This is a genomic window from Bacillus sp. EB V-12 (assembly GCF_056158125.1).
Window position 1 is genome coordinate 146,007 of the sequence record NZ_JBUXJL010000002.1, and the last position, 13,269, is coordinate 159,275.

Annotated in this window: 9 protein-coding genes; 6 read left to right on the forward strand and 3 right to left on the reverse strand. The window is 34.8% G+C overall.

All coding sequences use genetic code 11. From position 1 onward, the window contains the following. Positions 1–144: 144 nt before the first annotated feature. On the forward strand, positions 145–1,635 hold the full coding sequence (locus ACZDYH_RS07290; RefSeq protein ID WP_140159228.1) for a coproporphyrinogen III oxidase: 1,491 nt from the start codon (positions 145–147) through the stop codon (positions 1,633–1,635). A 301-nt stretch (positions 1,636–1,936) separates the two neighbouring features. After that, complete coding sequence (locus ACZDYH_RS07295) at positions 1,937–3,493, forward strand: fatty acid--CoA ligase (protein ID WP_434713580.1); 1,557 nt, start codon at positions 1,937–1,939, stop codon at positions 3,491–3,493. Between the two features lie 554 nt (positions 3,494–4,047). Here the strand turns inward: ACZDYH_RS07295 and ACZDYH_RS07300 are convergent. Both ACZDYH_RS07300 and ACZDYH_RS07305 read right to left on the reverse strand, forming a co-directional pair. After that, complete coding sequence (locus ACZDYH_RS07300) at positions 4,048–4,245, reverse strand: hypothetical protein (RefSeq protein WP_001098262.1); 198 nt, start codon at positions 4,243–4,245, stop codon at positions 4,048–4,050. A 134-nt stretch (positions 4,246–4,379) separates the two neighbouring features. After that, positions 4,380–4,844 carry a hypothetical protein gene (locus ACZDYH_RS07305; protein ID WP_000954998.1) on the reverse strand — a complete coding sequence of 155 codons (465 nt, stop codon included), beginning with the start codon at positions 4,842–4,844 and terminating at the stop codon, positions 4,380–4,382. Between the two features lie 187 nt (positions 4,845–5,031). On the opposite strand from ACZDYH_RS07305, the gene ACZDYH_RS07310 reads away from it, so the two are divergent. The 4 genes from ACZDYH_RS07310 (at position 5,032) to ACZDYH_RS07325 (ending at position 11,598) form a co-directional block, all read left to right on the forward strand. Continuing rightward, on the forward strand, positions 5,032–6,501 hold the full coding sequence (locus ACZDYH_RS07310) for a SulP family inorganic anion transporter (protein ID WP_000486654.1): 1,470 nt from the start codon (positions 5,032–5,034) through the stop codon (positions 6,499–6,501). A gap of 335 nt (positions 6,502–6,836) precedes the next feature. Further along, on the forward strand, positions 6,837–8,357 hold the full coding sequence (locus tag ACZDYH_RS07315; protein ID WP_006919753.1) for a putative polysaccharide biosynthesis protein: 1,521 nt from the start codon (positions 6,837–6,839) through the stop codon (positions 8,355–8,357). A gap of 143 nt (positions 8,358–8,500) precedes the next feature. Next, a complete protein-coding gene (gene csaB / locus ACZDYH_RS07320; protein ID WP_001241591.1) occupies positions 8,501–9,589 on the forward strand; it encodes a polysaccharide pyruvyl transferase CsaB in 1,089 nt (362 codons plus the stop codon). Positions 9,590–9,735: 146 nt separating this feature from the next. Then, positions 9,736–11,598 carry an S-layer homology domain-containing protein gene (locus ACZDYH_RS07325; RefSeq protein ID WP_000847506.1) on the forward strand — a complete coding sequence of 621 codons (1,863 nt, stop codon included), beginning with the start codon at positions 9,736–9,738 and terminating at the stop codon, positions 11,596–11,598. Between the two features lie 184 nt (positions 11,599–11,782). Here ACZDYH_RS07325 and ACZDYH_RS07330 read toward each other — a convergent pair whose 3' ends face one another. Further along, positions 11,783–13,177, reverse strand: coding sequence for an O-antigen ligase family protein (locus ACZDYH_RS07330; RefSeq protein WP_434713585.1), 1,395 nt, complete (start codon positions 13,175–13,177; stop codon positions 11,783–11,785). Positions 13,178–13,269: the final 92 nt, after the last annotated feature.

Below are 13,269 nucleotides of genomic sequence, written 5' to 3' on the forward strand. Positions count from 1 at the left end.
AAAATCATGATGTCTATATACATGAGCAATATTCATAAAAAGAATTATTTGAAAAAATGTAAGAGAAACAGGTAAAACCTTCTGTATTGACCTGTAAACGCCCTTCAAGTAAACTAAAGAGAGTTTGCAAATGAAAAGGTGATAATGTTGTTAATTTCAATTAAAACGTTACAAGATGATCGTTTTTTACGTCCGCTACAAAATATTGGCGGCTTATTTTTTGAAGATAGTACGATTGGATTTGAACAAGAGGAAGCAAATCTGATCGTTGATATACACATTGAGGATAATGTGAAAGCATCCGCTCAATTAACGGATGTTAGCACAGGAAATGTGTATGAAGAAACATTCTCGAAAGATTTATCTGCTTTCACAGATGAAAAAGAGCGTATGAAGCAAGTGAAACACGTTGTTTCTTATGTATATCTTTCTGTTCTTCAGCAGTTAACTGGTATTGAACAAAGCTGGGGTATTTTAACGGGAGTACGTCCGACGAAACTTCTTCACAAAATGCTTCAAAATGGTATGTCAAAAGAAGAAGCGCATCAAGAACTTCGTGAAAGTTATTTAATTCATGAAGAGAAAATTGAACTTCTTCAGCGCATTGTTGATTGCCAATTAGCAGTTGTTCCGGATTTATACCGTTTGAAAGAAGAAGTAAGTATTTATATCGGTATTCCGTTCTGTCCAACGAAATGTGCATACTGTACATTCCCGGCTTATGCGATTAATGGACGCCAAGGGTCTGTTGATTCGTTCTTAGGTGGTTTACATTATGAAGTTCGTGAAATTGGTAAGTTTTTAAAAGAAAAAGGTGTAAAAGTTACGACGATTTATTACGGCGGCGGTACACCTACAAGTATTACAGCAGAAGAGATGGATATGCTGTATGAAGAAATGTATGAAGCGTTCCCAGATGTGAAAAATGTGCGTGAAGTAACAGTTGAGGCAGGTCGCCCAGATACGATTACTCCAGCAAAGCTAGAAGTGTTAAATAAATGGAACATTGACCGTATTAGTATTAATCCACAGTCATACCATCAAGAGACACTAAAAGCAATTGGACGTCATCATACTGTAGAAGAAACAATTGAGAAATACCATTTAGCTCGTGAAATGGGAATGAACAATATTAATATGGACTTAATTATTGGTCTTCCTGGTGAAGGGTTAGATATCTTCAAGCATACGTTAGATGAAACAGAAAAGTTAATGCCAGAATCATTAACAGTTCATACGTTATCATTTAAACGTGCTTCTGAAATGACGCAAAACAAACGTAAATATAAAGTAGCAGGTCGCGAAGAAATTACAGCGATGATGCACGAAGCAGAAGAGTGGACGCAAAAGCATAATTACGTACCATATTACCTATATCGTCAAAAGAATATTTTAGGTAACTTAGAGAATGTTGGTTATGCAATGCCGACGCAAGAAAGTATTTACAACATTGTAATTATGGAAGAAGTACAATCAATTATCGGACTTGGTTGTGGTGCATCAAGTAAATTTGTTCATCCGAAGACGGGAGAAATTACGCACTTTGCGAATCCGAAAGATCCAAAATCATATAATGATGGCTTTGTGAAATATACAGAAGATAAACTGAAAATTTTAGAAGAGCTATTTGCATAAGAAGAAAGAGGTTGTTCCGAGTCGGAACAACCTCTTTTTTATCCTGCAGTAACGGGCGGTCCGATTATATCTTGTCAGTTTTTGTCGGTAAGTCGATATATTCGAAAAATCGCTGATATAAATTGAGTTGTGGTTGATATATTTTGAAAATCGCCGATATAATTTCATTTACCGTCTAACGGTACCGTATGTAAAACTATGTCGATAATAATCAGAAAAATTAGTCAAATCATTAGAGGACAATGTCTACTTATGGACGAAATGATAGATTTATGAAAGAGAAAAGGGGGAAATTGTTGGCATGTATATGACGATAGGGAGAATTTTTGATTTATCAGTTGGTAAGTATCCAAATAAAGAGGCGTTAGTGGAACCTGAAAAAAATATTCGCTGGACGTATAAACAGTGGGATGAACAAATAAATAAAACAGCGCACGCTCTATTAGAAGAAGGGGTAAGAAAGGGAGATACGGTATCTGTTTACTTATATAATTGCCATGAATTTGTAAACGTTTACTTAGCCTGTGCGAAAATTGGAGCGATCTTTAACCCAATTAATTTCCGCTTAAAAGCGAAAGAAGTATCTTATATTCTTCAGGACGCATCCTCGAAAGTCGTTGTCTTTGAAAAAGCAGTTGAGTCAACTGTTGCTATAATTGAAAGAGATTTTCCAAATACATCTTTTTGGTCTATAGAAAACGATAAACCTTCCTATGCAAGTTCCTACCATGAAAAAGTGAATGAAGCATCTTCTGAGAAAGTAAATATCGAAATTGATGAAATGGATTATTGTTCAATGCTTTATACGAGCGGTACGACTGGGCATCCGAAAGGCGTATTACATCGTCATCGCGAAATGGCTGAGCATAGTATGATTTGTACGTATTTCCTTAAATATAATAGAGATAGTGTTGGGCTTGTTGTTGCGCCTTTATATCACTGTGGTGAATTAAATGCCGGAATCATACCACGCATTCAAGTTGGCGGAAAGAATGTTATTTTGCATCATTTTGATACAGAAACAGTATTACATACGATTCAAGAAGAAAAGATTACGACGTTCTTTGCAGCGCCGACGATGTGGAATATGTTGTTGCAAAAAGATTTAGCTCAGTATGATTTAACGTCAATGAAAATCGGTATATATGGCGGAGCAGCAATGGCACCGGCGTTAGTGAAGGAATGTAAAGAACGTCTTTATATTGATCTTGTTCAAATATACGGAATGACAGAAATGGGGCCAGTTGTTGCGTTTCTCGTAGAGGAGGATCAAATTACGAAAGCTGGTTCAGCAGGCACGCCATGTTTTAGCCATGAAGTTCGTATTGTGAAACCGAACGAGGATGCACCGGCAGAACCAGATGATGTATTACCTCCTTATGAAGTGGGAGAAATTATTTTACGCGGCCCAACTATGATGGCTGGCTATCATAATCGTGAAGAAGCGAATAAAAAATCGATGTATAAAGGATGGTATCATTCTGGTGATCTAGGCTATTTTGATAAAGACGGTTATTTATTCGTTGCTGATCGCGTTGATGATATGGTAATTAGCGGTGGCGTAAATATTTATCCTCGTGAAATTGAAGATTTCCTTCATAGTCATCCAGGTATATTAGATGTGGCGGTACTTGGTGAGCCAGATGAATTATGGGGAGAGCGTGTTGTGGCAGTTATTGTGAAGAAAGATGAAACAATAACAGAAGCTGATTTAGAAACGTATTGCAAAGAAAGTGATGAACTAGCAGATTATAAACGTCCGCGTCATTATTTATTTGTAGATGGACTCCCTCGTAATGCGAGCGGGAAGTTGCAGAAGTTTGTACTGAGGGAGTCGTTGAAAGGTGCGAAAAAATAGAAAATGCAGGATGCCCCATATCTATGGGGTATCCTGCATTTTTCTGTATTAAACAGAAGAAACAATATCTTTGTTAATTCTCATTTCTTCTTGGTGAAGGTTAATTAGCGCATTTGAAATAAGGTGGAAAAACAAAAGGGATGTAATGCACAAAAAGAAAAGACACCCTAAGGTGCCTCTCTCCGACTTGAACCATTTCATTTCATACGAATCGGAATCTATCCGTATTACCATTACCCCTTTGTTATGAGTGTAAACACACACTATAAAGCAGAATCGTCTATATACACTAGATTGTTAGTTCACAAAAGACAAGAGATTTGAGATCAATATCGAAGTGACGCCACATCCCCTATAATAATTGATATGTTACGCCTTTTAAAAGAATCTGCTTTATAGAACGTGCCCACAAGTTATATTTTACTACATGTAATATTCATTTAGTGTATTTTTGATGAATATGTATAATTACATAAACTGTATAAAAAAAAAGAGAGTATACTCTAATATTGTGTAATAAAGATAAAGCCCGCCTACGGAATAGGGGGCTTTTCTTACTTTTTATAAATATTTATTCCAATTATATTATCAGATGAGTCTAAACGAATATAAACGTCAGCTGATAAAAGGTGTGCATTATATATTCGTTGTTTATATGTTGATATCTCGAAGCGTTTTCCATTTAATTCACATTCTAGAATAATCATATCGCCATGTTCTTTCCAAGTTATTAATTTAGCAGTTGTATTCATATAAACCTCCTCTGAATCATTTTATGAAAATTAATAGAGATAGTGTGAGAAAGGAGTTTATATAACAAAAAAAGACACCTTAAGTGTCTTCTTTGATTACTATAAAAGTCGTTGAATGAAATAGGTTTCTATTTTTATTTGCGTGAAAAGCCTTCTTCATCAAGGTATTCCGCAGCTTCTGGATAAGAGTTGAATGTACCGTCTAAGTTTACACCAGCGTACACGTTCCACATGTCATCCTCTGAAATAAGAGTAAGAATATGACCATCTTCGTTCTGCCATTCTTCTTCTTTCGCAGGTTCTACAGGTGCTACTACTTCTTCTTGTGATAGAAGGTCAATTGATTTCTCAATTACTGAACGTAACTCCTCTGCTGAAAACTCACGGATGTTAACCATGCCTTTATCATCTGTTTTATAACCTTTAATACCGCTTGCATATACAAATCCATTTCCATTTGGGTGTAAATGAAATACAACGTTCTTTTTATCTAAACGACTTTCTTCAAAGTGGAAGTTTACACGTTTTAATGATACGTTCTTTCTTTCTAGTTCTGGGAAAGATTCAATAATCGATAATTTTTCTTCAAAAGTTAGCATAGTGCCTCCAAGTATATAGTAAAAGATTTAATTTGTTCATTATAGCATAGTTGCAATTGTTTCCAAAGATAAGGGGAAAACTTTTCGTTGAATACGTTTACGTCACGAGAATGTAAAAAGTGAGCTAACGAATGTATCTTTTTAGGTGTACAATGGAACATGGACTTTATACAAAGGTGGTTTTTTTATGTTTCAAAAAATAGCAAAGGAATGTTTAGCAGGATTTACTGTTGCGATTGTTGCGTTACCACTTGCGATTGCATTTGGTATTGCCGCGACAGGAACGTCTGAGGGAGCGCTTGTTGGATTGTATGGTGCGATTTTTGCAGGTTTATTCGCAGCGTTATTTGGCGGGACACCTGGGCAAGTAACAGGGCCAACTGGACCAATTACCGTTATTGCAACAGGAGTTATTGCGACGCACGGGTTAGAGGCAAGTTTTATTGCCTTTATGATGGCAGGGTTATTTCAAATTTTATTCGGTGTATGTAAGCTCGGTTCTTACGTTCGATATATTCCGTATCCTGTCGTTTCGGGGTTTATGAATGGTATTGCATTAATCATTATTTTAGGCGAAATAAAGCACGTACAAAATAGTTTTTTACTTGTTGTGTTAACGATTATTGTAATGATTGTTTCTGGTAAATGGATTAAGGCGATTCCGTCTAGTTTAGTAGCACTAGTCGGTGTGACAGCTTTGCTTCCTTTATTTTCTTCCTTACTCGAAGGACTTACAGTAAAGTTACCGATTATCGGAAATCTTTCACTAAATAAAGTAATTGAAAAGATTGGAACCATTCCAGAAGCGATGCCTACGCTTCATATTCCATCTTTAAGTGGAACAGGAATAGCAGCACTTATTTTGCCAGCGCTTAGTATTGCTTTATTAGGATCGATTGACTCGTTGTTAACATCGGTCGTAATGGATAATGTGACAGGTACACGTCATAAAAGTAATAAAGAACTGGTTGGACAAGGTATCGGTAATATGATGAGCGGATTGTTTGGCGGATTAGCAGGTGCAGGTGCGACTGTAAGGTCTATCGTGAATATAAGAAGTGGCGGTAAAACGGCACTTTCGGCATGTATGCATAGTGTTATCTTATTTATTTTTATTATGGGTCTTGGTTCGGTCGTACAATATATTCCACTTGCTGTATTATCAGGTATTTTAATTTTAACTGGTATTGGAATGTTCGATTGGGGAAGCATGAAAAAGATGCATGTCGCTCCTAAAGGTGATGTCGTTGTTATGCTCGTAACGATGATTGTAACGGTGAAGTTCGATTTAATGATTGCTGTTGCATTCGGTATTATTCTTTCGTTCATCATATATATGGTGAAATGTAAAGAACGCAAAACTTCTATCGTAAAAGAAAAAGAAGAAACGTACACAATTCAAGGACCGCTCTCTTTCCTATCAGTAGATCGTATTTTCTCTACTTTACAAGATGTGAAGTCACCGGTTGTTTTACGTATGAAAGATGTGCGTTATATGGATGTATCAGGAGCTATGGCATTATTAAATTTTGTTGAGCAATCAAATAAAGTAGGAGCAAGTGTAAAGCTTGAGCAAGTACATCCGAGTATTGAAAAAACAATCGCAGTAATGGCAAGCGATGAACAGAAAGAGCAATTGAAAATTTTAAGTGTTTAGATGGTAATTAGAATATCTCACAATCTTACATAAATTATAATGTAGAGTTGTGGGATATTTTTATAATGTTTTTAGTAATATGTATCGCAGTGATAGAGAGGAAGGGCTCTTTTTGCGTAACAGAAACGGTTATAGTGTGTACATATATAATGGAAGGAATTAGAAAAAATATTGTGAAGAGACAGGCTTAAATGGGTTCTCTTTTCTATTTTGAAAAAAAAACCAAGTATTCAACCTATAATAAATTTGTTATGATAACCAATGGGATAAAGTGAATTCCTATCGTTTAAAACAATATGTTTGAGAGTATATGTATAAAAGAAAAGAGAAAAAATATGAATAAAACATTTGTAAAAGGAGCAGCAATTTTAACCATTACAACTTTTTTGTCGAAATTGCTGGGTAGTTTTTTTCAAATTCCATTACAAAATATTGCAGGAGATGAAGTGCTCGGTATTTTCCGCCTTGTTTTTCCTGTATATATGATTGCTCTTACATTATCGGTAGCCGGAGTTCCACTTGCAATTTCGAAACTAATTGCAGAGTTGAACGAAAAAAATAAGCAAAAGGAAATTGCGAAATTATTTAAATCAGCGTCAATTATTGGGATAGCATTTGGCGTTTTCGGCTGTTTAGTCATTGTATTATTTTCTATTGAAATTGCAAATATGCTTGGTGGACAAGAAACTAGAATGCCGTTGCTTATTACTTCATTAGCGTTACTCATTGCGCCATACATGGCGGTGTATAGAGGGTATTTTCAAGGTTTCGGTGATATGAAACCAACAGGGGTATCACAGGTCATTGAGCAATTTGTACGTGTGTTTTTTATGTTAATAATTGCTTACATACTAGTATCATGGGATAAGAGTAATACTGTTATTACTAGTGGTGCGATGGTTGGCTCTTTTCTTGGAGTCATTAGTTCGCTTATATATTTGCGTATAAAATATAATAGAAGTCCATACTACAATAAAAGCAATTCCTATTCGCTTCGAGATTTAAGAGAAAACGGCAAAAAGATATTGCGGGTATCGATCCCAATCGCTATTGGAGCTTTATCAATGCCACTTTTAAATTTAGTAGACTCGCTTACAATACCGCATGTATTACAAGGATCATCAACAGAAATTCAAGAACAATTTGGAATATACAGTCGCGGTTTTGCATTCACGCAAATAATTGTTATTTTTGCAAGCGCAATTGTATTTCCGTTAATACCACTCTTAACTTCCGCATTGGCCAAAAGAGATATAAATTTGGCGAAAATAACAATTCAAAATACAAATCGACTAGCGCATGTTTTGACAGCACCGTTAACAATATGGTTGATGGCATTAACAGTACCGTTAAATGTCGGATTGTTCACAGATGTAAAAGGCAGTAGTATGTTAACAGTTATGATTGGCAGTTCGTATTTTACTGCGGTTATGGTATTATCAATAGGTGTTTTACAGGGCATTAACCGTTCTGCACAAGCTGCATGGATTGTTATTGGTGCGAGTTGTGTGAAAGTCGTGTTAAACATAATGTTCGTGCAGAAGTTTGGCATAGATGGAGCGGCGTATAGTACATTAATTACTTACGTATTGATTTGTATTGTAAATCATTTGTATATTCGAAGCTATATTGCCTATTCTATTCATTTAAAAAGCTTTTTTGGTGTGCTAGCAATAGCATGTATTTTGGGACTAGGATTGTATGAATTATGTAATGTGATAAATATTACATCTTCAAGAATTATGACGTTATTATTCAGTGGTATAGCATTAAGTATTACAACCATTTTGTATGGTGTATGTGCTTTGAAATTAAAATGGATATCAATAAACAAAATACCATTTTTAAAAAGATAAATATAGAAATTTAATTTTTTATTATAATTCATATGAACTGATAAAGAGGAAACTATGTAGGGTATCAAGTGTTTAGGTAAGGAATGGGTACTAGTTTATGTTAGATGAAATAAATGGTTACCTAGTTTTGGAGGAGATTTAGGGTGCGTTTAGTCTTATCAGGATATTATGGTTTTTATAATGTTGGAGACGAGGCGATTCTACAATCAATTATTGAATCGTTAAGTAAAGAGAACCCGGATATAGAACTAGTAGTACTATCAAATGATTCTAAATATACAAAGGAAATGTATGGTGTAGAATCGGTAGATCGCTGGGATATAAAAGCTGTTTATCATGCGATAAAAAACAGTGATGGAGTTATTAGCGGTGGCGGGAGCCTTCTTCAAGATCAGACAAGTACGAAGAGTATTCTATATTATACGGGTATTATGGGACTCGCTCGATTATTAAAAAAGCCGTATTATATTTATTCACAAGGAATAGGTCCAATTACAAAAGGATATAATCGTCTATTAGTAAAATGGAACTTGTCAAAAGCTTCCTATGTATCAGTTCGAGATGAGGATTCGTTTTTATATTTAAAAGAACTTGGCATAAAAAACGATATTGAAATTGTTCCAGACCCTGTTTTAACATGGAAACGGACAAAACAATCGGATTGGTTGCAAAAGCATTCGATACATGGAAAAGTAATTGCGGTTAGTGTGCGTTATTGGAATGCAAAAGAAGATTATATAAAAAAATTAGCTGCGGCATTAAAAAAATTAAAGCAAGAAGGATACCAAATTCTATTTGTTCCAATGCATGAGCCATTTGATCAAAAAGCTTCGCGTGAAGTAGTAGACTTAATGGGAGAAGAGACGTATATGCTTCCATATAAAATGGATATCGACGAGAAAATATTCATTTTATCACAATGTTCATTACTAATTGGTATGCGTCTTCATGCACTAGTTTTTTCTGCTGTAGCCAAAACTCCAATGGTCGGGATTTCATACGATCCAAAAATTGATTCGTTTTTAAGTCAAGTGAATCAGCCAGTTATAGGAAGTGTGGATGGCGAATGGAGTGCTGAATATTTATATGAAATTGCGAAAAAGCAATTAATGCAACAAGGAACTGTGCAGCAAGAGTTACAATTGACAATAGATGAGCTTCGGTTGCAAGGCAAACAGGCAACAAAGAAACTCATTGATCATATGGAAAAAGGCACTTTATTAAAAAAGTAAAGTGTCTTTTATTTTATTTTGAATGTAATGAAAATTCAAATTAAAAAACGTTTTATTTTAATTCCTATTTATTATGCTAAAATGATTGTGATTATTATATAATCAAATTTGTGATAATAAATTCGTAGATTACGAGGAGGATAACCTTGAAGACTTTTTCAAAAGGTATAACAGCAGTGGCATTAACGGGATCATTACTTTTAACTCCTATTTCAAGTTATGCGGCAAATGATGATATTACAGGACATATGTTTGAGACGAATATGCGCTCACTTATTACTAAAGGAGTTTTAATGGGGTATGGAGACAATGTATATGCGCCTGATAAATTAGTAACAAGAGCAGAGTTTGCTACATTCATAGCGAGGGCTTTAAATTTACCGAAAGCTGATTCGAATTTCGAGGATGTGCCGAAGACTTACGGTTTATATGATGGTGTAAGTAGAGCATATGGAGCGAAAATTATTAATGGTCGTACGAACGAGACGTTCTCACCAAATGATGTGATTACACGTGAAGAAATGTCGATCATGGTAAAGCGAGCGTTAGACTATAAAAATATTAAAGTAGCTGTAAGTCCGCTTACCTTTACTGATAAAGATAGTATTAACTATAAAGAGCATGTGCAAGTTATGGTGGCTACTCAAATTATTAAAGGGTATCCAGAAGATAATACATTTAGACCACATTTATCAGCTACAAGAGGGATGGCTTCAGCTATGTTGGATCGCATGCTTCAGACGATTGAAAAAAACGGAAATAGCAATCCTGTAGAAACTAAGAAATATGTCGTGACAAATGTAAGAGAAAACGGAACAGAGCAAGAAGTAGAGCGCTATAATACGTATAAAGAAGCGGTTACCGCTGCTCAAAATAAAGGTATGAATGCGGTAAAATACGAGAACGAATTTTTATGGATTAAAGATGGTTTTGCAAGTGCGAAAAGAATAACTGGGCAAAACATCATTAATATTTATGATGAGAATTTATCAACAGTATATACGTATATTCAGTATGGAACAGAATTGAAAGTGTTAGAAGTTGGCGAAGATCGTGTGAAAGTTCAACTTTCTGGTTTGACAGGTTATGTGAAGAAGAATGAAATCACTTTAATTCCTACCAATGAAATGAAACAGTCATCTTATTATGTGAAATCAGATGGATATTTATACCATAAATATTATACATATAATACAAGTTCACCTGGATATACAGAATTTAGATATGGTGTGGCACCTTCTTTCATGAAGCAAGGACAGCAAATGTATAGTGTAGATGGAAAGACATTTGGAGACGAAACTTTCTATCAATATTTCAATTATTTATCATTACGTTCGAAAACAGATTATACAGCTGAACAACTAGATAGTTATGTGAAATCGATTAAGCCAGACTCTCCATTAATTGGTTTAGGAAAGAAATTTAAAGAAGTAGAAAGCAAGTATAATGTAAATGCATTATTCTTATATTCATTAGCAATTCATGAAAGTTATTATGGAACAAGCGCTCTTGCAAAAGACAAAAATAATTTATTTGGTTTAAAAGCAACAGACGATAGTCCATATGGTAACGGAGAAGCATTCAATTCAAAAGAAGATTGTATTGAACATGCAGCAAAATTATACATGAATGAAGGATATTTAAATCCAGGACATTGGCGTTATACAGCAACATATACAGGTGATAAAGCTGCTGGTTTAAATGCGAAATATGCATCTGATGCGAACTGGGGTAAAAAAGTAGCGGGGCATATGAACCGTTTTGATTCTTATTTAGGTAAAAAAGAATACAACAAGTACAAACTTGCACGTGTGATGAATAACGTGGAAGTGAAAAAGAATCCTAGTATATCAAATGAGCGACTGTATCGTTTAAATACAAATGTAGTTGTCACAGTTACTGGTGAAGAAATAATAAATGGAAAAGCGTGGGTTAAAGTTATTTCAGATAATCCTACTGTAACAGAAGCGTATATTGCAAAAGAAAGCTTAGAATACGTAAAACATTAATTAAATAAAAAAGAAGGTGCTACTAATATTTCGTAGCACCTTCTTTTTATCCCGCATTAACGGGCAGTAATCCCCCACCTCAAAAAAGGAAGTTAGGTAGGGGATGAACTGCCCGTAAAAGCCCGATTGGTTCAACTAATAATCAGTGGGGATGAACAAAACCCCCACTGATTAAAGTTTCACTTTATTCAATTTCAAAATCAACAATGATATAAGCGAGTATCACAACGAAGAAAATACTAACGGCTGGCGCTGTTAATACGTGGCCAGACATAAAGCCAATGCCAAGTGATAGAATGAGTGTGCTCGTTAATAGCATATACTTTACGCTCATGATTTTCTTAAAGTTTGTGATCATGCGGATGAATAATTTAATACCAAAGTATAGAAACGGTATTAAATAAATAAGGAAACCGACAATTCCAAATGCGAAAAATAGGTCATGGAAGTCCATTTCAATTAATTTAATTTTATCTGTGTAGTTACCAGCGTAACCCATTCCGAATAGTTTTTGTGAAAGCGGTGCGTCTTTATAGTACTGTTTGTATGTTTTTAAGAATTTGTCGCGATCGCTGTAAATTAAACTTTTTACTTCAGAATCTGTAAGTTCACCTTTTGCATGTTTTTTTGCATCTTCTGGATCTTCTTTAATTACTTTTCCTTCTTTTCGATCTTTCTCTTCTTGTACTGATTTTTTGTATTCGTATATTTGCATGTGAATGCCCATATTTTTTGCGATAGGAGTATGTGGTGTAAGAGCAATTAAACCTCCTAGTATAACAGCGGCAACAACGGTATTTACAATATGTGTGAATCCTTTTCCTTCTTTTTTACGATTTATCATATATTCAATGAATGAGAAGAAAAGTGCTACGCCTAATGTAATAACAATTGCGCCATATCCGACTTTCGTTCCGACCATAATACTTGCATACATCGCAAGTATTGTTGGAATCCAGTAATATATTTTTGAGAAAGAAGTTGTTTTATGAATCGAATATAAGACAATGATTGGGAACATAATGGCGAAAAGAGAACTTAAATCATTTCCAGCGAAGAACCAACCTCTTGAACCGATTTTTGAGTGCGGATAGCTTGGGAAATCCGTTCCAGTTTGCATTGCGACAATCATTGTGATGCTTAAAATTAAAGTTGCATATAAGAAATATGTAATGATTTTATGAAATACATACTCTTTATTTTTTAGCTCTTTAAAGGCGATAATATATCCAAACAGTAGCACAATTGGATATACGCTCTTTAAGATAAATTTAACTTCTTCTCCAAATGAAACTGGAGATTTAACCATCATATTATTTACAAGACCGATTGCGAGTGCGATTCCGAGTAAACATAAATAGAGGATGTACTTTTTCGCATCTTGTTGTTTGTGATGAAGAAGTAGGTATCCTAATGCAAGAAGCATAAAGGCGAAACGGACTACAACTCCAACTGTTGCGCTCATGTGTAGTATATAGATTGAAAAAGATGTTAATAAATCTAAAATTGGTTGAAACACAATGAATAGCAATAGGAAATGTGGGAAGTAGTTATCCGTTTGTTTCAACTTATTAACCATATGTTCCTCCAGTTCTTCATTCCTTTATTACAACACCCAAAAGATGGGTATAAAGCCTTTTTTACATAGTAAGGCGAATGAATTTCAATATT

Excerpts from the sequence above, each read along its gene's own strand:
- ACZDYH_RS07330 (WP_434713585.1), bottom strand. The coding sequence starts at position 13,177 with ATGGTTAATAAGTTGAAACAAACGGATAACTACTTCCCACATTTCCTA.
- ACZDYH_RS07305 (WP_000954998.1), bottom strand. The coding sequence starts at position 4,844 with ATGCTAACTTTTGAAGAAAAATTATCGATTATTGAATCTTTCCCAGAA.
- ACZDYH_RS07290 (WP_140159228.1), top strand. The coding sequence starts at position 145 with ATGTTGTTAATTTCAATTAAAACGTTACAAGATGATCGTTTTTTACGT.
- ACZDYH_RS07300 (WP_001098262.1), bottom strand. The coding sequence starts at position 4,245 with ATGAATACAACTGCTAAATTAATAACTTGGAAAGAACATGGCGATATG.
- ACZDYH_RS07315 (WP_006919753.1), top strand. The coding sequence starts at position 6,837 with ATGAATAAAACATTTGTAAAAGGAGCAGCAATTTTAACCATTACAACT.
- ACZDYH_RS07310 (WP_000486654.1), top strand. The coding sequence starts at position 5,032 with ATGTTTCAAAAAATAGCAAAGGAATGTTTAGCAGGATTTACTGTTGCG.
- ACZDYH_RS07295 (WP_434713580.1), top strand. The coding sequence starts at position 1,937 with ATGTATATGACGATAGGGAGAATTTTTGATTTATCAGTTGGTAAGTAT.